At 62.7% G+C, this 19,712-nt stretch carries 15 protein-coding genes; 10 read left to right on the plus strand and 5 right to left on the minus strand.

The features are described from left to right. Nucleotides 1-69: 69 nt before the first annotated feature. The 7 genes from OHZ10_RS36280 to OHZ10_RS36310 all read left to right on the plus strand — a co-directional run bounded on the left by OHZ10_RS36280 (nucleotide 70) and on the right by OHZ10_RS36310 (nucleotide 8,630). A complete protein-coding gene (locus OHZ10_RS36280) occupies nucleotides 70-732 on the plus strand; it encodes a hypothetical protein (protein ID WP_342706099.1) in 663 nt (220 codons plus the stop codon). 68 nt (nucleotides 733-800) lie between these two features. Next, the gene (locus OHZ10_RS36285; protein ID WP_342706100.1) at nucleotides 801-3,587 is read left to right on the plus strand and encodes a type VI secretion system Vgr family protein; all 2,787 of its coding nucleotides are present in this window, start codon (nucleotides 801-803) and stop codon (nucleotides 3,585-3,587) included. A 21-nt stretch (nucleotides 3,588-3,608) separates the two neighbouring features. After that, nucleotides 3,609-5,810: a T6SS effector phospholipase Tle3 domain-containing protein gene (locus tag OHZ10_RS36290; protein ID WP_342706101.1), complete on the plus strand. Its 2,202-nt coding sequence runs from the start codon at nucleotides 3,609-3,611 to the stop codon at nucleotides 5,808-5,810. Continuing rightward, a complete protein-coding gene (locus OHZ10_RS36295) occupies nucleotides 5,807-7,297 on the plus strand; it encodes a virulence factor (RefSeq protein WP_342706102.1) in 1,491 nt (496 codons plus the stop codon). The genes OHZ10_RS36290 and OHZ10_RS36295 overlap by 4 nt, the downstream gene beginning before the upstream one ends. Before the next feature lie 76 nt (nucleotides 7,298-7,373). After that, nucleotides 7,374-7,646, plus strand: coding sequence for a hypothetical protein (locus OHZ10_RS36300; RefSeq protein WP_342706103.1), 273 nt, complete (start codon nucleotides 7,374-7,376; stop codon nucleotides 7,644-7,646). A 72-nt stretch (nucleotides 7,647-7,718) separates the two neighbouring features. After that, complete coding sequence (locus tag OHZ10_RS36305) at nucleotides 7,719-7,976, plus strand: PAAR domain-containing protein (protein ID WP_342706104.1); 258 nt, start codon at nucleotides 7,719-7,721, stop codon at nucleotides 7,974-7,976. A gap of 108 nt (nucleotides 7,977-8,084) precedes the next feature. Beyond that, nucleotides 8,085-8,630 carry a DUF4303 domain-containing protein gene (locus tag OHZ10_RS36310; RefSeq protein WP_342706105.1) on the plus strand — a complete coding sequence of 182 codons (546 nt, stop codon included), beginning with the start codon at nucleotides 8,085-8,087 and terminating at the stop codon, nucleotides 8,628-8,630. A gap of 68 nt (nucleotides 8,631-8,698) precedes the next feature. Here the strand turns inward: OHZ10_RS36310 and OHZ10_RS36315 are convergent, their stop codons facing one another. Both OHZ10_RS36315 and OHZ10_RS36320 read right to left on the minus strand, forming a co-directional pair. Beyond that, nucleotides 8,699-9,673 (minus strand): transposase family protein, encoded by a 975-nt coding sequence (locus OHZ10_RS36315; RefSeq protein ID WP_342706106.1) that lies wholly within the window; start codon nucleotides 9,671-9,673, stop codon nucleotides 8,699-8,701. A 717-nt stretch (nucleotides 9,674-10,390) separates the two neighbouring features. Then, nucleotides 10,391-11,296 (minus strand): AraC family transcriptional regulator, encoded by a 906-nt coding sequence (locus OHZ10_RS36320; protein ID WP_340626190.1) that lies wholly within the window; start codon nucleotides 11,294-11,296, stop codon nucleotides 10,391-10,393. A gap of 118 nt (nucleotides 11,297-11,414) precedes the next feature. Here OHZ10_RS36320 and OHZ10_RS36325 point away from each other — a divergent pair, with 118 nt between their 5' ends. The 3 genes from OHZ10_RS36325 to OHZ10_RS36335 all read left to right on the plus strand — a co-directional run bounded on the left by OHZ10_RS36325 (nucleotide 11,415) and on the right by OHZ10_RS36335 (nucleotide 15,344). Continuing rightward, on the plus strand, nucleotides 11,415-12,323 hold the full coding sequence (locus tag OHZ10_RS36325; RefSeq protein WP_340626191.1) for a LysR family transcriptional regulator: 909 nt from the start codon (nucleotides 11,415-11,417) through the stop codon (nucleotides 12,321-12,323). A 292-nt stretch (nucleotides 12,324-12,615) separates the two neighbouring features. Next, on the plus strand, nucleotides 12,616-14,490 hold the full coding sequence (locus OHZ10_RS36330; RefSeq protein WP_340626192.1) for an amidohydrolase: 1,875 nt from the start codon (nucleotides 12,616-12,618) through the stop codon (nucleotides 14,488-14,490). Between the two features lie 200 nt (nucleotides 14,491-14,690). Continuing rightward, a complete protein-coding gene (locus tag OHZ10_RS36335) occupies nucleotides 14,691-15,344 on the plus strand; it encodes a hydrolase (protein WP_342706107.1) in 654 nt (217 codons plus the stop codon). Between the two features lie 102 nt (nucleotides 15,345-15,446). Here OHZ10_RS36335 and OHZ10_RS36340 read toward each other — a convergent pair whose 3' ends face one another. The 3 genes from OHZ10_RS36340 to OHZ10_RS36350 form a co-directional block, all read right to left on the minus strand. Continuing rightward, nucleotides 15,447-16,922: a mechanosensitive ion channel family protein gene (locus tag OHZ10_RS36340; protein ID WP_340626194.1), complete on the minus strand. Its 1,476-nt coding sequence runs from the start codon at nucleotides 16,920-16,922 to the stop codon at nucleotides 15,447-15,449. A gap of 101 nt (nucleotides 16,923-17,023) precedes the next feature. Beyond that, entirely contained in the window at nucleotides 17,024-17,437 is a 414-nt protein-coding gene (locus OHZ10_RS36345) for a DoxX family protein (RefSeq protein WP_342706108.1), read from the minus strand. A gap of 211 nt (nucleotides 17,438-17,648) precedes the next feature. Continuing rightward, on the minus strand, nucleotides 17,649-19,451 hold the full coding sequence (locus OHZ10_RS36350) for a winged helix-turn-helix domain-containing protein (protein ID WP_342706109.1): 1,803 nt from the start codon (nucleotides 19,449-19,451) through the stop codon (nucleotides 17,649-17,651). Between the last annotated feature and the right edge of the window lie 261 nt (nucleotides 19,452-19,712).

Genomic DNA, 19,712 nt, shown 5'->3' on the forward strand with positions numbered 1-19,712 from the left:
TGAGCAGGCCGCCTAGAATGATTTGACCAAATCGTCATATGATCTAATAGCTGAATTCCGCACGTTTTCATGAGCCTTGCGGCACAACCGTTCAACGATATGAGGACGGCAGATACCGAGCACCTGGTCTACGTTCTCGCGACGCCTGCGGGGGTAGACGTCTCGTCCGTGCTGGCCGATTGTTCTCGGTTCGGACCGGCAGTGCGTTGCTTTCTGTCGCCGTTCGATGCGTTGCTGGAGATGGTGTTCCTGCGGCGTCGGGCATCGGGGACCGTCGAAGCAGTACTGATGTCGAGCCGGCTACCGGCTAGCGTCTTCTACTCTGGGAGGTTTCGACATCGGCCGCTCACCATTCGCGTGGCGTGGCTTGCCCACGAGAATCGGCTCGTCGCAAACCAGGACGGGCTACTTATACGGGCCGCCCGCGATCAGGCTGCACGGTGGCGCTTGAACCCACGATACCGTCCAGCAATGGCAATTGAAGCGGAAACTTGGTTGGTGCTGGACCGGTTGTACGAGTCTGCAGGCCTGTTCGCCTGGGAAGACGTGCTCGAAAATGCTCGACAGTGGGTGGCGGCACCGGCCGTTGCTGAAGCGTCGCTCCGGCGAGCTGTCGCGGCACTCGACGCTGTCGAGTCGATCGTTCTACCAGCGGAAGAAGCTGAGCAGTTGGCGTTGTACGACCCGGAAGCCGGGTGCTGGCACTTCGTGCCGCACGGTGACATCGCGTGACGCTAGGCGAAACAGCGGCTGGCGTCGTGGTTCGCCAGATATGAACAAAAAAAACAGAGAGGGCTGAAGTGAGCATCGGCGACACACTCAGTAGCTTCGCGTCGGGCGCGGTTGACTGGAATCGGCGCCCGGTCGCCTTGAATTTCGGGCGATTGCAAGGGACCTTGGGGCGTTTGCTTGCTCTCCAGCACGCAAACGTTCACGAGGGGCTGATGACCGGCATCAATGGGCATCTCACGTGCGTATCGACAAGACACGACCTACCGCCCAAGCTGTTCATCGGCGTGCCTATCTCACTGCGTCTGGTGACCGACCGCGGCCAGCTGCAGACAATCAACGCGATTGTGCAGAACGTGCAGATCGGACAAAGCGACGGTGAATTGTGCGTTTACCAGCTGACCGTCTGCGATGCCTTATCTCTGATGGACAAACGGACAAACTCGCGCGTCTTCCGCAAGCAGAGTGTCGTTGACGTCCTCACGGTAATGTTCAACGAATGGCGCCAGCGTAGCCCCGCTCTCGCGCGTGCCTTCGAGTTCAATCTGTCATTTCTGAATCGCGAACGTTATCCGGCCCGAGAATTGACCCGCCAGGTCAACGAGTCGGACGCGACGTTTGTGCGACGCTTGTTACGTCGCGAAGGGATTTCGATCTTCGTCAAGGCCGGGCGAGCAAACGGCAGCACGAGCGCCGAAGACGATACCCCTGTCCATACCCTGGTCTGTTGCGACAATCCCGATTCGTTGCAGGAGGCGCCGGCGGGAACGGTGCGCCTTCACCCACGCGATGCCGGTACCGAAGAGCGCGATACGGTCACCCTGTTCGCGCTGCACGCGCGCCTGGTGCCGGGCGCGGCCAGCCGTCCATCGTGGGACTACAAGAAGGCGCGTATCGATGAGTCGACCGTCGCCAGCGCCGTCGACCAGGGCGATGCCGGCAACGATCTGGCGAAACTCTTGACCGACGTGGCGATTGACGTCCCGCATGCGGGCGACTCGTGGGACGATCACGATCGCCTTACTCGCTCGCGCATGCTGGCACACCAATTCGAAGCCGAACAGTACGACGGTGCGAGCGGCATTCGAGATCTCGCGGTCGGCACCTGGGTCACGTTGACGGGTGATCCCGAACTGGACATGCTCTCGACCGACAAGCGGCAGTTCGTCATCACGTCGATTCGTCACGACGTCTCGAACAACCTGCCGAAGGGTCTGACCGAGCGCGTGCAACAGCTCTTCGCGGCGAGCAAGAACCTCTTATCGCCTTCGCCGGCCCAGTTCGCGCCCTCCTCCACCGATTCGGATACGCGTTACGAGAACACATTCACGTGCGTGCGCCGCGGCGTCCCGATCACCCCCGCGTACAACCCAAAGATCGATCTCCCACCGGTACATCTGCTAACGGGCGTCATCGTCACGCGCGACGGCGACGAGGTGGTGACCGACGAGCTTGGGCGAGTCTACGTGCGAATCCATGGCCTGGACCCCGCCGACCACTCGCACGCACAAGGGGCCGGCACGAACGACAACGCCGGAGACAGCGCGCCGATCCGCGTGGCGTCAAGTCTCGCGGGCACGCAGTTCGGGGCATCGTTTCTACCCCGCATCGGCATGGAGGTGTTGCTGGGGGCAATCGGAGGGGATCCAGACCGGTTGGTGATCATCGCGGTCCTGGGTAACGGATCGAACCCGCCGGCGGCGTTCACGCACACCGGCTCGCTGCCCGGCAACCGATATGTATCGGGCATCAAGACGAAGGAAATCAAGGGGCAGCGCTATAACCAGCTGCGGCTCGACGACACGCCGGGTCAAATTTCCAGCCAGTTGGCCAGCGAGCATGCACATTCGCAGCTGAACCTCGGATATCTGACGCAACCACGTCAAGACGGCCAAGGTACGGACCGCGGCGAAGGCGCCGAGCTGCGTACCGACGCGGCCGCCGCGCTGCGTGCAGCGCAAGGCATCTTGCTCACGACGTATGCCCGCTCACAGGCAAGTGGCGGCCAGCTTGATCGTGACGAGCTACTGCAGCTGCTCGGCGAGTGCACCGAGTTGTTCAAGTCCCTCGGCGACTATGCGGGCGAACACGGCGGGCAAGCGACCGACACCACCGGCCAGCAGGCTGTCGCTGCCGCGTTCAAGGGCTGGACGCCCGCCGGCGGAACATCGAGCACCGGAGCCGGGGCCGGTTCCGCGAGCGGTTCGCAAGCGCTGATGGCCTTCGGTGCACAGGCCGGTTCCGTTGCGATCACCCCGAAAACCCACGTGACGTACGCGGGCGAGAACATCGACCAGGTCGCGCAGCAGCACGTCCAGTTGACCAGCGGCCAGCGCATCAACCTGCACGGCGGTCGCGGCGTCGCGATGTTCGCTCACAGCGATGGCGTATCGGCGATTGCGAACCAGGGCAAGGTTACGCTGCAAAGCCAGGCCGACGACACACAGATCGATTCCGCGAAGAACATTCAGTTCACGGCGGCCGACGGCAAAATCACCGGCATGGCGAACGACCAGGTGGTCTTCACGACGTCTGGCGGTGCGTACCTGAAACTGCACGGCAGCGACATCGAGCTCGGGTGCCCGGGCAAGTTCACCGTGAAGTCCGCCGGGCACTCATGGCAGGGGCCGGCCAGCATGAGCACGGACATACCGAAGTTCGATCATGCGCCGCTCGGGCGCGTGCCGAAACTGGTGCGGGCCTCCGATGGGAATCCGATCGAAGGATACGTCGGCGAGGTCCACAAAGCGTCGGGCGAGATCGTGAACGGTCAGACGGACAGCGCGGGCACGATGGCTCCGATCGACCACAATCAGTTCGAACAGGTCGTCGTGAAGTTCTTCAAGAAAGACGCATAACTGAGAGCAAGGGTACAGGTCATGCCAACAACACAACGCACGCCAGCAGCCACTGCCAAGGGTACGGTGCTGCCGAACAAGAAAAAGGAGCTCGTTGCGGTCAAACCAATGCCGCTGCCTGGCGTCGTGATTTTCGTGCATGGCGTCAACTCAGAGGGCGAGTGGTTCGAGGCCGCCGAGGCCGGCCTATGTAAAGGCCTCAACCGCCGACTCGCTCGGCTCGATGATCAGATGGCACACAAGGGGCCCGAAGCCGGGCAGCTTACTCCGGTCAGCTATATCGAGAGCCTGACTCCGGATGGCTACATTAATCCGAACATGGCTTCGCAGACCTACATCAAACCCGATCCGTCGTACTCACCGGTGATTCATTTTCGGTGGGGCTACAAGGCAAATAAGGATGACTTGAAGAAGTACGGCGGAAACGTATTTCTGAACGAACAAAACTACTGGGGTGGTGGTCCGTTTGCGAACGGGTGCTCAAGCCTGCCTGATCTCTGGAACAAGGGCATCAACGATCGTCTATTCTTGATGTTGACTATACAGGCGCTCAATCCCGTCGACGCGCGACAGGTCTATGCGACACCCGAGCGGCATTATGGCGTAATGGCTGCATTGAGACTCGCAAAGCTGATCGAGTCGATTCGAAAGAAGCAAGCGGACTGTCCAATCACGGTGGTGTGCCACAGCCAAGGCAACATTGTGGGTCTGGCAGCTGCATTTCTCGGTGATCGGATGCCTCCCGTCAAGGACGCAAAGGGCAAGCAGGGTGAGTGCGTCGCCGACGCATACGTGCTTGCCAATCCGCCGTATAGCGTAGTCGGTGAACTCGGGACGGACAATTGGGCGCAGCGTGGCATCCAGAACATATACGGCGAGCACGGCCGGGAATCGTATTTCGCACGTATGGCCACGTTGAAGGAATTTTTCGACATCATCAGATGGCGGCCGCGGTGCGAAATGGATCCCGCGGAGATCGACAAGGAGATGGCGAATTCGCGCCCGTCAGCCAAAGGCAAACCGTTCTCTGCGGAAGCGGATCGAGAAGCCCATGGAGTAAGCGGCGGTGCCAAAAAATTCACGTCTGGACGCGTGACGTTGTATTGCTGCCCACACGATCAAGTAATTTCAGCCACTACCGTTCAGGGGATTGGCTGGCGCGGGCTATCAAGTACCGAGATCGAGGAAGCAGGTGGAGTCGGCGTACTTGTACAGCGGGTATTTGCATCTGGCTTCACCATTGGCAAAGACGCTAACCAAGTTTATCGCTACTGGGAAGATGACTGGCGCTATCAGAAGGGAGCAACGCCAGGATTCTGGTTTCCACCGTCGCCTCCAATCAAGCTGTCCTTTGCACGTGCCCTCGGGAAATACAAATCGCTCGGGCGCTTTTTGGATTTCCGATTCCGCGACGGAATCCACATTGTCGATTTTTTTGGGAAAAAATTCCCGGTAAATGCGAATCCGCCAAAAGGCTGGACCGTGCCATGCAATGCACCAAAACTTGACCAACCTTTCGAGCCGGTGGCGATGAAGCACGGGTATCCCATCCAGGCTGTTAAGGATGGTGACAAGGCGGTGAGCTTCTTCAACGAAGGCAACGACCCGCCGGCGTCGGACCGAGATATGTACAAGACCGCAGTGAACAAGCGTGGCGGTGATGCGATTGACCAGTACGCCGGGGCCGCGCCCGCAGAAGGCAACGCAGCCAGCGAAGCCGGGCTCCGGTACGAAATGCACGCGATAGTGCGTCAAACCGCTCGTCGCGAACAAGACGCGGACGGCCCGATGTTTGGTCCGAGCGGCAGCGTAATCTCGGAAACCCCTGGCTATAACACCGCCGACGATCGCACGCGATATGCGAACAGCACGGTGAAGGCCTATCTCGAGAGTACCGAGAAGAACAATCCGACCAACCATTCGATAACAATGACGAATCCGATGCATGCCGAAAAAGCGCTCGCCTATGATGTGGCGATCGGCGTGTGTCGGTTGACGTCGCAGGAATGGGCCGACTTGCGCATTGAGGCCGATTGGCGATTCAGCAGCAGCGTAAGTCAGGCCACTCCAAGCAAGAAATACTCAGAGTATTTCGGTAAAGGAACGATGAACAACACCCCACTCGACGCTTGGGTCAAGAGCGATCCGGATGCCGCGATGCCGAAACGCATCTCGGATGAACGAGACGGGTCGTGGGTGCTCGATGTGTCTCGCTTCCTATGAGTGCGCTGTCTTCGACATGGCCGCGCCGGATCGGCGCTGTGGTGGTGCTGCTGCTGATAGCCTTTGGCGTCGCGGCGCTTTCGCTCTACTATTCGACTCGGGTTGCCGGCCAACCCTTGACACCTGAGGGCTTAATGAAGCAACTGTTAGTGCTGCCGATTTTGATCATAGTGGCTGCCGTGGCGCTCGGCGTCGCCTTCATGAAGTCTCGTGCGCCCAAGGCGGCATCTACTGAAGCGGTGCCCGCTGCCGTTGCAGCACCGGCTCAAAACATGCCGTTTCGTGCACAGGTGGTCGGTCTCGCGTGGCTAAACCCGCTCCAGCGCCGTGACTACCCGACTGAATGGCAGCTACTTTGGACCATGGGGCTCGTCAAGCCGAACGAGCATGACGATATGGTCAAGACCGAGCCGCAGAAGTTCACCACGCTGCAGCCCATCGTTGGTGTTGTCGACGGCAACAACGGTCGAGAAACATTCGACGGCTTCTACGAAAAATACGTCGATCAGCTCCTCACGCTGTTCGGCGAGATCTATGTCATGAACCCGGTGTATTTTTACACCGTCCATTCGAAGAACCCAAAGGAATGGCGCGAACTGGCTGGCACACGTATCGAGTTCGCCACCCCTGAAAAGCGTCTTGATCCGGAAGAGGCTCGTAAATATTTGGTCAAGGAATTTGTCTCGACGTTCGAGATAGGAAACAAGTACTTTCCCGATCTGTGGAGCAAGGATACGCCACCTGACGTGCACATCACTCCTGGCCGACCGAACGCCGGATTTACTTCGCTCAATCGCGCGCTCGACTTCTTGCAGGCCCATCCAGACCAAAGCGTTTGGGTGATGAACTGGGATGCACCAAGCTTCCCGCCAAAAGATGGGCAGATGAACGAGAACATGGTGCTGTTGGTGTTGACGGGACCCGACTTCAAGACCCAACGCGAACCGCTCGCCTGGCTTGGTCGGGCTGCTGTTGGGAACGTGAACGACTTTGAGAAGAAAGCTGGCACGACGCGTGCTGTCGAGGCGTGGAAATCGACCATCGACCAGGCAGCCCACGATGCCGGAGTGCCAACTACCGATCTGCACTATGTGATTCATGACGCCGGCAAGGGTAGCGACGCCGCGTCAGCACGTCTCAGCGCGCTGTCACAGACGTTGACGGAAGTCCTACCCGAGTATGATTACCGAAAGCAGACCTTCAACACGTCTGCGTTACTTGGCGAGATGGGCGCCGGCACCGCGCTGACCGACGTGGCGCTGGCCATAGGTCGTGCGAATCATTTCGGCGGCAATACGTTGGTGGCCGGCACAACCAATGCAGATCACCCGACGGCAGTCGTCATCGTGCCACCGACCAAGCTGAATCCGGTTGATCCGAAGGCGCCGTGGTTCCGCGCACGCGGCGCCGGTTCGGCCTTTCTGCCCTGGTGGGGAAAACGCCATGACGTCGACTACAGCCAATACGAACAGGGCTATACTTTTTAGGTGCTCAGGCGACGGGGTGCGTTCTGCTCGGTCGCCCATAGTCGGCACGTCGACTATTTCGTCACGAGGGAGAAGTATGAATTCGGGGGTGTACAAACAGTCTCGCCATCACCGTTTCTTGGCGTGGGGTGCCGGGATGCTTGTCGCGGGATTCGGCCTCTTCTCTGTCTTTTTCATTTCCCTGGCCATCGGTGTGTTCGATCAGCTTGGGATCAGGATGGACGACGTTTCATTTATTGTCATCGTCGCGGTCGTGATAGCGGCGATCGGACTGACCCTGGTCATCGCGGGGCTTGTGATGGCATTCCGGGCGCGCAGCGGTACCAACCAGACCAAGGTCTCTAGATGATCGTGACGTTGATAGTTCGACGGGATTGTAGGCGGAGTCCACGCCGAGCTTGAACCAGGGGCAGGAGTTTTCATGCGCGGTGTAATTCGGGTTGGGGACGTACACAGTCACGGCGGACTCGTCGAGTCAGGTGCCGCGAACAGCGAGGTCATAGGACGGCCGGTCGCACGAGTTGGCGACCGATGCACCTGCCCGATCCACGGTGAGTGCGTGATAGTCGAAGGTGACGCGGACTTTAACGTCGAAGGGGCCCTTGCATCGTTCGACGGCCACAAGACCTCGTGCGGTGCAGTGCTGATCACATCCCTCCCTACGTCCGGGCGAACGTAGGCTCACCACACAGGCGCTGACCGCCTGTTCCGACCACAACGACCCCGTGTTCGCGCTGCTGGTGTCGCGCGGCCACTACGGGCGAAAGTCACACAGCCAGAGATCAATATGAGCGTGTTTCCTGACTTCGCGCGGGAGATTGCCGACGCGGCGCGAGTGACACATCGAGCCCTTCTCGCGGCACACCCTAACGAGCATTTTTACGCGTTTGCACTCTTCACTGACGGTGGTGCGATGACCGTCGTGCCGGCCGCAAATTCCGATGAAGGGTTGAAGCGGGTCCGCGACCAAATGGAAGTCGCTGACGATGAAGATGCGCCGGAGTTCACATGGGCACCCTCGGAATGGGCGTATGAATCAGCCGAGGCTGATTCGTTCAATCCGCTCTGCAAGAGGCTGGCCGATACGGTACTAAGTCCGAAATTCCAAGAAGCCAAGTTTGGCGAGTTTTTCAAAGACCTCCAACACGACATGATCGAGGCGCTCACGCTGCTAGATCAGGAAGGGTTGTTCGGGACGGGCGCGGAGCGCGAGAAGATCACGCTGTTCGTGTCGATCAGTGACGACGACGGCGACGTGCAATTGGAAAACGAGTCCGCCAAGGTCCTGAATCCCCCTGCCGTATTCAATCGCTTTATCAAGCGCTACGAATAGAGGCAGAAAGGCCGACACGAGATACCGACGAGATTTTGCAAACGGCTAGGTGTTATGCCGTAGGTCATTTACCAATCGGCAGGCTGCTCGAACTCGTCGGCTTCAAAGAAAAAATCTCGTTGACCGGGTGCCGATGACGTCGGTCGGCGCGCTGCGCGTGCCCGCTGTTCGAACAGCGAGATGGGAGGCCGACGCAAGTCCGCGTATCGCACTTCAACGAAACTGCCTCTGCCAGCGATTACGAAGATGCGCGAGAGATCTTCTGGGTGATAGCGGATCGTCACGGACCGGCGTGTTTCCCGCCATGCCGCGAACAAGGGATGCCAATAGCGGATCAGGAAGAGCTTGAGGCCGTCCCGCTGAATGGTCCTGGATGCGACTGGCAGGAACCGGATCAGAAACTTCAGTTCGGCATCCGGTTGAGCTGGCAAGCATCGTGAATCCGCTGCTCGCCATGTTTCCTGCCACTTTTGCGCGGGCTGAAGTCCCAACAAACCGCGGTGGGGGCTGCAGTGATAACGCCTGCCGATCTCGACAGCCAGCCACTGCTCGAACTGCTTCAACGTAAGTGAGGCTGTCTTTTCGGCCTGGCGCGCCTTGCGCCCTTTGACTGACGATCCAGTCGAACCAGGGAGGCCACGCACGCGCTCCATCAAGGTCCTGTTCAGCCGCTCGATGTGGCGACCAAAGTGCGGCTTGCCCAACGGTCGGTACATCAGTTCAATGCCGTACTCGTGGCATCCACTGCGAAGGGCACGGCTTTTGAATTCGGCAGCGTTATCAAGATGAAGCGTTCGAGGGATACCGCGCATCGGCCAGTCAGCCTCGACGCCTAGTCTTTCGAGCCACGGCTCTTTCCGCAGAACTACGCGCGAGAGGAGCAAGCTTACCGTCGCAGCCCCCGGCCTCTCCATTGCGACATAAAAGCCAAGCACACATCTCGTAGCAACGTCGAGAGCCACAGACAGCCACGGTCGACCGATAATCTGTCCGTCCAGTTCGCTAACGAGCAGGATGTCCGCTTGCGTGTGATCAACCTGCACGATATCTAACGGATGTCGGACCTGGAATGTGCCAGGGGCAACTGCAGCGTTCGGGAGGGCAGCTCGTGCCAAAGCATCCTGCTCGCGATACGAGAGCCACCGTCGAGCTATTGTTGACCTGCTCGGAGGCGATAGACCTGCAACGCTGCAGCGACGTTTCACCTCAAGTACAAGATCAGTTGCAGGATGCGCAAGGTGCCGCTGATTCGGGAGCCATTCGTGCACGGCCTCGTCGATGACGCATTCGACGGCGGCGTCCAGTCTGCCCCCGGTCGCCCTACCCGGCTGCCTTGGCTCTAATGTGCTGGCGACCGGATCTGCGAGGAAACGTCGACGCAGGCGATATACGGTGGTGCAGTGAACGCCTAATAGCTGTGCTGCTCGTTCAGCCTGCTGTCGGGAAAGCACGCCGTTGCCAAGCGGTCGAAGCACCCCTGTTCGCCAAGGCTTCTTTGAGAATTTCCGCTAGCAACGTTTCTGAACACGGCTAGCGCTAATAATGAACGCCTACAAGTGGCCTCCATCGTGTTACGGTGCTCCTCGCTCGTGTTGCTCATGTTCGCAGCCACACTGGCCAGTTCCGTGCGCAATCGATGAAGAGGTCATCGCGCGTGCTTTCTGCCCTGCACGTTCTTCATCGGGAGTGCTCGAAACGCACGCGTCGCACCTGCCGCCGGCAAGTGTTGAAGTTCGTGGCGTCTACAAACGGCGTCCGTATCAGGTATTGTCCTCGCGCCACCGGCGAGGGCTGACGCCCGTCAATCGCATGAAGGTCCGCGAGAAATGACTCTGGTCGGCGAAGCCGCATGCATCCGCGATCATGCTCAGCGGCAGGTTCGGATTGCGCATCCATTCCTTCGCCCGTTCGACACGCTGCACGATCAGCCAGCGATGCGGCGGCAGCCCGGTCGTTTGATGAAACGCCTTCACAAAGTAGCCGCGAGAAAGGCCGCACGCGCTCGCCACGTCGGCCAGCCCGATTTTCCCATCGAGGTGTGCGAGCAGGAGTTCCTTTGCGCGTTGCGCCTGCGACGGCGTCAGTTTGCCGTACGTCTTTTCGCGCCGCTCGCTGACACCACCGTAGCGATGCGCGACGTGCGCCTGAAAAGCCAGCCCCACGTGGTCGATGAAGATCTGCGAGGCCTGATCCGGCCGCGCGAGTGCCGGCAGCAGCGAGCGGCCGAGCGCATGGATGATCGAGTCGTTCGCGCTCAGGTGAGGCGGCAGATAAAGCTGCGGACGTTGCCGCCCGCCGAGGTCATCGACGGTTTCCTCGAGGATGTCGCGCGGCAGATGGAAATGAAGGCAATCGAACGCCCCCTTGAGATCCGCCACCCACTCGCGGTCAAGATCGTAGACCGTCACGGTTCCCGCGCCGTACGGCACGAAAGGCGCGCGGCGGCCATCGAGCCACAAGTCCTGTTCGCCGAACGGACGCAACTGCAACACGACGAGATCCGAGTTCTGAAGCTCATAGGGGGTGGTCAGCCCCATGTTCCTGCGCAGGGTTTTCAATCGGACGATGCCGATTTGCCCGTTGGGCAATGCCCGGCTGACGACGGTCTGCCTGACGTCCGCCGGAAGGAAATTGGAGGAAGCTGTGTCCGACTGAGGGGCAGTCATAAGTTGACGCGACGCGGCCAATGACGAGACGCACCAGTCTAGCAAAAGGCGCTGACGCGTGCGCCGGCGCTGCGCGTGCGCTGGTATGATGCGCCGGCCTCCCCTATCGGAATTCGCGATGAAGCTGTCATTCGAAGCGCTCGAAGCCCTGGACGCGATCGATCGCACCGGAACCTTTGCCGAAGCAGCGGAACTGCTGCATCGCGTCCCGTCCGCGCTGACCTACCTGGTGCAGAAACTCGAAAGCGATCTCGGTGTGGCACTGTTCGACCGCAGCGGACGGCGCGCGAAACTCACGCATGCGGGCCGCATCGTCGTCGAGGAAGGCCGGCGCCTGCTGCGCGCGGCCGAGCAGCTCGAAATGAAGGCCCTGCGTGCGCAACAAGGCTGGGAAACGGAAGTCCGCGTCTGTATCGACGAGATCCTGCCGTTCGCGGCGATGTGGCCGTACGTACACCGGTTCTACGCACTCGGGATGGACACGCGGCTGCGGCTGTCGACCGAAGTGCTCGGCGGCGCGTGGGATGCGCTGATTTCGCGCCGGGCGGATCTCGTCGTCGGCGCGGCGGGCGAACCGCCCGAATTGCCGGACATCATCGCGCGGCCGATCGGCTCGCTCAAGCACGTGTTTGCGATCGCGCCGTCCCATCCGCTCGCGTCGCTGCCCGAACCGCTGTCGATGGCGTCCGTCGTCCAGTATCGCGGTGCGGTAATCAGCGATACGTCGCGCGAACTGCGGCCGCAATCGATCGCGATCGATGCAGGCCAGCCGTACCTCGCGGTACCGACGCTGGCGGCGAAACTGGAAGCGCAATGCGAAGGCCTCGCGGTCGGCACGCTGCCCGAATGCACGGCCGCGCGCGGAATCGCCGACGGCAAGCTCGTCGCGCGCCAGGTCACGGGCATGCGCGACACCACGCACTGCTATCTCGCGTGGCGCGGCAACGAAGCGGGCCGTGCGCTGCACTGGTGGGTCGAGCAGCTCGACCGGCCCGATCTGGTCGACCGCTTCACGACGCCGGACTGACACGTCCATTCACGGCCCGCCAGCACGGCGGGCATGCACGTGCGGCTGTCCGCCGCTCGATGACAGCCCCGGGCATCGCACACCTCATGCATCGTCCCGACCGGCGCCGCGCGCCGGGCACAACCACGCCCCCCTCCCCGCCGCTACATCGCGTGCGCCTTTCAGATCGTTTAAGCCTTCGCTCAAGACTTTAATCCGCGCGTCCCCTAACTTAGCGACACGACGCCGACACGCGACAGCGTGCCGGCACGCCTTCGCGCCTCGTCGCGCGAGTATTCACGGGAAACGCCAGATGACAGCCCAGACGAACGACGTCGTGATCGCAGACACGATCTTTTTCAACGGCAAGATTGCGACACAGGACGACAAGCGCTCGTTCGTCACCGCGCTCGCGGTGAAGAATGGCCGCGTGCTGGCGGCCGGCAACGAGCACGCCGTCATGCGTCACGCGCGCGGCGACACGCCGCGCATCGACCTGAACGGCCGCACGGTGATCCCTGGCCTGAACGATTCGCACCTGCACGTGATTCGCGGCGGCCTGAACTTCAACATGGAGCTGCGCTGGGACGGCGTGCCGTCGCTCGCCGACGCGCTCGACATGCTGCGCCGCCAGGTGCAGCGCACGCCCGCGCCGCAGTGGGTACGCGTGGTGGGTGGCTGGAACGAACTGCAGTTCGCCGAACGCCGGCTGCCGACCCTCGACGAAATCAATGCGATCGCACCCGACACGCCGGTCTTCATCCTGCACCTGTACGACAGCGCGCTGCTGAATGCGGCCGCGCTGCGCGCGGTCGGCTACACGAAGGACACGCCCAACCCGCCGGGCGGCGAGATCCGCCGCGATCGCCACGGCAATCCGACCGGGATGCTGATCGCGCGGCCGAACGCCGGCATCCTGTATGCGACGCTCGCGAAGGGGCCGAAGCTCGGCTACGACGACCAGGTGAATTCGACCCGGCACTTCATGCGCGAACTGAACCGTCTCGGCGTGACGAGCGCGATCGACGCCGGCGGCGGCTTCCAGGCGTACCCGGACGACTACGCGGTCATCATGGATCTCGCGAAGCGCGGCGAGCTGACGATGCGCATCGCGTACAACCTGTTCACGCAGAACGCGAAACAGGAGATCGAGGACTTCGCGAAATGGGTAAAGATGACGAAGCCCGGCGACGGCGACGAGTTCCTGCGCGTGAATGGCGCGGGCGAGATGCTCGTGTTCTCCGCCGCGGATTTCGAGGATTTCCTGGAGCCGCGCCCCGATCTGCCCGATACGCTCGAGGCCGAACTGACGGCGGTCGTCCGGTTGCTCGTGCAGAACCGATGGCCGTTCCGGCTGCATGCGACCTATGACGAATCGATCACCCGCTTCCTGAACGTGTTCGAGGCCGTGAACCGCGAGATCCCGTTCAACGGGCTGCGCTGGTTCTTCGACCACTGCGAGACGATCTCCGACGCGAACATCGCCCGAATCGCCGCACTCGGCGGCGGCATCGCGGTCCAGCACCGGATGGCGTACCAGGGCGAGTACTTCATCGCGCGCTACGGCGCCGACGCGGCCACTCGCACGCCGCCTATCCGCGCGATGCTGGCTGCCGGCCTGCCGGTCGGCGCGGGCACCGATGCGACGCGCGTCGCGAGCTACAACCCGTTCGTGTCGCTGTACTGGATGGTGTCGGGGCGCACGGTCGGCGGCACCGCGCTGTACGGCGAACGCAACCGTCTCGACCGGATGGAGGCGCTGCGCCGCTACACCGTCGGCAGCGCGTGGTTCTCGAACGAAGACGACCGCAAGGGCGCGCTGGTGCCCGGCCAGTATGCAGATTTCGCAGTGCTCAACGACGATTACTTCACGGTCGACGAGCCGCAGATCAAATACCTGTCTTCGGTGCTGACGGTCGTCAACGGCAAGGTCGTGCATGCGGACGAGGAATTCACGCCGTTGGCACCGCCGCCGCTGCCGGTCAGCCCGGCATGGTCGCCGGTCGCCGAGTTCGGCGGCTACAGCCGCTATCGCCCGGTGGCCACCGCGCGTGCGTGCATCGACAGCTGCGCGAATCAGTGCGGCGTGCACGCTCACGGCCATCTGAGTGCATGGCGCAGCGACGTGCCCGTGAGCGACGACAAGGGCTTCTGGGGCGCGCTCGGCTGCAGCTGCTTCGCGTTCTGAGCGCCGGCCGCACGGCTGGCCCCTGTTACTGAAACACGCCGGGCGGCTCCGCCGCCCGTCCCCCGTGCGCGCATGCGCCGTGGCCGCACCGCGACCGCTTGCACGCACACCATTCCGGCTACGCCGACCCGACGTCGGTATGGCTCGACACCCGTGCGTCGACAGTCTGTCGACGCCCAATCCCTCCTTGGAGAACTGCAATGCCCATCGCTTCGGCACAACCTGGCAAGACGCTGATCGACCCGACCAACCACACGTTGATCATGATCGACTTCCAGTCGCAAATGTCGTTCGCGACCAAGTCCATCGATCCGAACCTGCTGCGCAACAACACGTCGCTCGTGTCGAAGGCCGCGAAGGAATTCAACGTACCGACGATTCTCACGACGGTCGCCGAGAAAACCTTCTCCGGCCCGATGTATGAGGAAATCACGTCCGTGTTTCCCGAAGAGAAGCTGATCGACCGCACGTCGATGAACACCTGGGAAGACCCGCGCATCGCCGAGCGCGTGAACGCGATCGGCAAGAGCAAGATCGTGCTCGCCGGGCTGTGGACGTCGGTCTGCATCGTCGGTCCGTCGCTGTCGGCGATCGATCAGGGCTTCGAAGTGTACGTGATCGCCGATGCCTGCGGCGACGTGTCCGACGAAGCGCACGAGCGCGCGATGCAGCGCATGATCCAGGCCGGCGCACGCCCGATGACGTCGCTGCAGTACCTGCTCGAACTGCAGCGTGACTGGGCGCGCACCGAAACGTACGCGCAAACCACGAAGACGGCTGCGCAGCACGGCGGCGCCTACGGTCTCGGCATCACGTACGCGAAGACGATGTTCGGCGCAAGCGAAGGTCACTGATCGCCGATGCATGCAGGCGCAAGCAGTCTGTGCGCCTGCATGCGCCCCCGCTTCTGCCGGCCGGCTGCGCGCCGCCGGCAGCGCCGCACGGCCGAACCCGCGTTAACCGCGCGAATCGTGCAGGCGCTTCATTTCCTTCTCAAGCCACGCCATCAGGCTGAACGATGCATGCGTCTTCTCGGCCGGCGGAATCAGCATCCTTTCCTCGGTCGCGATGTGTTCGGTGACGGATTCGCACATCAATCGGCCGAGATCGGGCTTCCTGTCGATCAGCGATGCGAGATCCTCGCTGCGAAGCTGATGGGCGGTCACCGCAGTCACGGCACGGACCGTCGCGTGAAGCCGCGTGCCGGCGAGCACGACCGACTGCCCGATCGCATCGCCCGGCGCCATCCGGCGGACCTCCGCGTCTCCCGTCACGCCCGGCACCGACACCGTCGCGACACCTGATTCGATGATCGTCAGCACGCGCGTATCGGAATTCGACGCATAGATCACCTCCCCCTTGCCGAACGCACGCGATACCAGCGCATCGGCCAGCATCGCCAGATCGTCGTCGTCGACGCGCGCGAACAGTTCGACCGCACGCAGCGACAGCGCGCGACGCGATGTGAAGCGGCCGTCCGGCGCCGTTGCCGGCGCGGTACCCGCGAGTGGACGCCACGCGACGCCCGCAGCCGCCAGATGCCGGTGGGCCAGGTCGTAGAGGCGGTTGCGTACGGCGAGCTTCTTCTCGAGCGTATCGACGTAACAGACGAGTTCGTACTCGATCGCATTCGTCCCGAACACCTTCACGGCGGCGGTCGATGCGGGACTGGCCAGCACGTCGAGCGAACTGGCCGCGGCGCGCTCGAGGGCGTCGATGACGACGGCCGGCCGTACCCCGGGATCGATGTCGAGCGTCAGCGTGACCCCGTGTAGGCCGGCCGGTTCGCTGTGGTTCACGATCGTCGCCCGGGCTGCGGCGCTGTTCGGCACGACGACCAGGTTGCCGAGGCCGTCGATCATCTTCGTTGCGCGCCAGTTGCTTTCGACGATTCGTCCCTCCCGCTCATCGATGGAAACGATATCGTTCGGGCGGAACGGCTGCGTGGTACTCAGAACGAGCCCGGAGAACACGTCGTTCAGCGTGTTCTGGAGCGCGAGACCGAGTATCACCGCCACCGCGCCGGAGGTCGCGACCAGGCCGCTCAACGGCAGGCCAAGCACGTAGCCCAGCGCGGCCACCGCGGCCGCACCGAACACGATGCCCGCCGCGATATCGTGAAAGAGCCGCTGGCTGCGCCACGCTCGCGGCAGCAGCACATGATCGAGCAACAGACTGAATACGATCGCACACTGGAGCCACCACGCGACGCAGAGCGCCTGGAGCGCGAGCCGGTCGAGCGCCCCGGCCGATGCGGGCGCAGCGAGCGGGCTGACGCCGGTCGCGAACAGCACGGACGTCAACGCGGCAAATGCCGCACACCGCCACACCGCCCGGGCCACGGAGCGACCGCGCTCCAGCACGCGCCACGCGACCAGATCAGCCAGCACGATCGGCGCCCCGTAGAGCGCCGTGTCGGAGAGATTCAACATATCGGAACGGAAACAGGGCTCGCCCGGCCATCGGCCGACGGGCCGTCTGCCGACGCGGCGAAGCAGTCATCGGGGGCCTGCGGGCAGTGCCCGCGGTCGCGCTACGTGCGCCGAAGCAGCAGGCCCGGCAGCGTATATCGGCCGGCGCCGGCGATCGCGATCGTGCCGAACAGGATCAGCAGCATCCACGCGAACTGCCCGTCGCGCAGCGACCAGTCCGGATGAACGAACGCGAGCGCCACGACGGTGATGATCATCACCGGGAGCGCCGCGAGTCTCGACCACACACCGACGATCATGAAGACCGGGCACACGACTTCCGCGAAAATCGCGAACAGGATCGACAGCGTGCGCCCGAGATGGAACGGATCCTCGATGACGGCCGCTTCGGCCGTGTAGTGCACGACTTTGGGCAGGCCGTGGACGACGATCAACAGCACGCTGGCAGTCACGCGCAGGAATAGCAGACCGAGGTCGGTCGCGTGGCGGGAAAAATCCGGTTGGGCAGGTTTCATGCAAGGGTCGTCCGGTTGGGCGGGATGCGGTGCCGACACGCGCGGTCGGCGGCGTCACGCAATACGGGCCCCCGAGCGCGGTCGATCGCGGCATGCATGCCGGCGCGCGCCGCTCACGCAATCTACGCGCGCGCCCTGCCGCCGTCCTGTATCGGGTCTGAAACGTTCTGAAGCATGCGCCGGAGCCCCGCCGCGCGATGCGCGCGCCGCGTCACGATTCGCGCAAAGGCGCTTCGACGTCGAGCACATCGAGTCCGAGCGCATGCACCGGCAGCCACGCGTCGTGCACGGTCGGCGTCGATCCGGCCGTATGGGCAAGCGCTGCCGCATAGGCGGTCCGCAATCGCACGCGTGCATCGGTGGATGCCGGTGTCGCATCGGCATCGTGCATCGCGTCGAGCGCCACGCGCGCCCGTTCGTGGCATTCGTCGACGAGCGACAAGTCGAACAGGCACGGCACCGCGACGGCCGCAAGCGCGATGCCGAGCGCCGGGTCGCCGCACGCGGAGAACGCCCAGTCGAGCGCGGCGCGCAGGTTGCCGAGTTCGTGCCGCACCACCTCGAGCCGGGTGCTGCCGCGCGGCCCGTTGCCCGGCTCGTCGCCGCCGGGCGCATGCCTGAATACCTTCAGGAAATAGGCCAGGTGGGCACGTGCCGCTGCCGGGTACTCGCCCTGAATCTCGAGCTGCTGCCGCGCGTAGGCCCGTGTGGTCGTGAGCAGCCGATAGCGCGGCATGCCGTGCATGATCTCGAGGATCAGCAGCGACTTGGACACGAGCCCGGCGATCGTGTCGAGCAGTTCGGCGCCGGCCGGACCGTTCGTGCCGACGATCTCGCGCACGGCCCCGATCGAGAAGCTGTCGCCGAACACACCGAGCCACCGCAACAGCAGCCGCTCGGCATCGCTCAACAGCCGGTAGCTCCAGTCGTACATCGCCTGCAGCGTCTGATGGCGCGGAAGCGCAGTACGAAAGCCGCTGGTCAGCAGCCTGAAGTGATCGTCGAGATGAACGGCCAGCACGTCGATGCCGAGCACGGCAGCACGGGCCGCGGCCAGTTCGATCGCGAGCGGCAGGCCGTCGAGGCGGCGACAGACCGATGCCATCAACGACAGGCTGCGCGCGTCGAGCGGAAAGCGCGGGTCGGCCGCACATGCACGCGCCACGAACAACTGCACGGCGCTTGCGTTCATCGCGTCGTGCTCGGCCGCACGTTCGTCGGGCACGTCGAGCGGCGGTACCGGACACACGCGTTCACCCTGGATGCGCAATGACTCGCGGCTCGTCGCCAGCACGCACAGCCCGTCGTCGGCGTCGGTGAGCGCGCTGGCGATCTGCGCGGCAGCATCGAGCAAGTGTTCGCAATTGTCGAGCACGAGCAGCATCCGGCGCCGCGCGACACTGGCCAGCACCGCATCGAGCGTCAGCGGCCCGGCCGACTGCGCGATGCCGAACGCGCCCGCGAGCACGTCGGGTACGAAGTGCGGACACGCGACCGTCGCCAGCGACACGATGACTGTCCCTTCCGGAAAACGCTTCTCGGCTCGCGCGGCCACCTCGATTGCGATCCGCGTCTTGCCGATCCCGCCCGCGCCGACCAGCGTCACGACGCGTGCGACCTGCAAGGCGGCCAGCACCTCGGCGAGCGTCTCTTCGCGGCCGAACAGCGCGCTCGGCACGGCGGCCGGCCGCAAGGTCGCGAGGCGCGCGGACGGCTCGCCGTCGTCCCGCCCGGCGACCAGCCGATAGCCGCGGCCCGGCACCGTCACGATCAGGTTCCGGTCGTCGGCCAGCGCCTTGCGCAACGATGCGATATGCACCTGCAGGTTGTTTTCCTCCACCACCGTGTGAGGCCAGACGTGCTGCATGATTTCGTCTTTCGATACCAGCGCGCCGTTCGCCCGAATCAATAATTCGAGAATGTCGAATGCGCGGCTGCCGATGCGCAGCAGCTTGCCGTTCGAACGAATTTCACGCCTGTCGAGAAAGACGTGAAGTGTTCCAATCCGGATCATGGAAATTTCTTGTAGATGACGTTCAACTGCGCGCTGCCGAGGGAGTGCGCCTGTCCTGCGTCAATGCTACGGTATTTGCATGACTTAATGATTCAAATAATCAGAATGAAACAATCGAATTTTTTGAAGTAAGCAAAAGACCTTCAACGCCCGTCACCCGATTCAGAGAAACAATCGAGACTGCGCCACAACGCCTTTCAGGCTTGAACCGGACCTGCTTTCACGAATACGTCTACCCAATAACTAATTAAATTATCTTTT

This window comes from Burkholderia arboris (assembly GCF_038723655.1).
GTDB lineage: Bacteria > Pseudomonadota > Gammaproteobacteria > Burkholderiales > Burkholderiaceae > Burkholderia > Burkholderia arboris.

What these genes read in the sequence shown, in the direction of transcription:
- OHZ10_RS36280 (WP_342706099.1), top strand. Translation starts at nt 70, where the DNA reads ATGAGCCTTGCGGCACAACCGTTCAACGATATGAGGACGGCAGATACC.
- OHZ10_RS36290 (WP_342706101.1), top strand. Translation starts at nt 3,609, where the DNA reads ATGCCAACAACACAACGCACGCCAGCAGCCACTGCCAAGGGTACGGTG.
- OHZ10_RS36295 (WP_342706102.1), top strand. Translation starts at nt 5,807, where the DNA reads ATGAGTGCGCTGTCTTCGACATGGCCGCGCCGGATCGGCGCTGTGGTG.
- OHZ10_RS36300 (WP_342706103.1), top strand. Translation starts at nt 7,374, where the DNA reads ATGAATTCGGGGGTGTACAAACAGTCTCGCCATCACCGTTTCTTGGCG.
- OHZ10_RS36305 (WP_342706104.1), top strand. Translation starts at nt 7,719, where the DNA reads ATGCGCGGTGTAATTCGGGTTGGGGACGTACACAGTCACGGCGGACTC.
- OHZ10_RS36310 (WP_342706105.1), top strand. Translation starts at nt 8,085, where the DNA reads ATGAGCGTGTTTCCTGACTTCGCGCGGGAGATTGCCGACGCGGCGCGA.
- OHZ10_RS36320 (WP_340626190.1), bottom strand. Translation starts at nt 11,296, where the DNA reads ATGACTGCCCCTCAGTCGGACACAGCTTCCTCCAATTTCCTTCCGGCG.
- OHZ10_RS36325 (WP_340626191.1), top strand. Translation starts at nt 11,415, where the DNA reads ATGAAGCTGTCATTCGAAGCGCTCGAAGCCCTGGACGCGATCGATCGC.
- OHZ10_RS36330 (WP_340626192.1), top strand. Translation starts at nt 12,616, where the DNA reads ATGACAGCCCAGACGAACGACGTCGTGATCGCAGACACGATCTTTTTC.
- OHZ10_RS36335 (WP_342706107.1), top strand. Translation starts at nt 14,691, where the DNA reads ATGCCCATCGCTTCGGCACAACCTGGCAAGACGCTGATCGACCCGACC.
- OHZ10_RS36340 (WP_340626194.1), bottom strand. Translation starts at nt 16,922, where the DNA reads ATGTTGAATCTCTCCGACACGGCGCTCTACGGGGCGCCGATCGTGCTG.
- OHZ10_RS36345 (WP_342706108.1), bottom strand. Translation starts at nt 17,437, where the DNA reads ATGAAACCTGCCCAACCGGATTTTTCCCGCCACGCGACCGACCTCGGT.
- OHZ10_RS36350 (WP_342706109.1), bottom strand. Translation starts at nt 19,451, where the DNA reads ATGATCCGGATTGGAACACTTCACGTCTTTCTCGACAGGCGTGAAATT.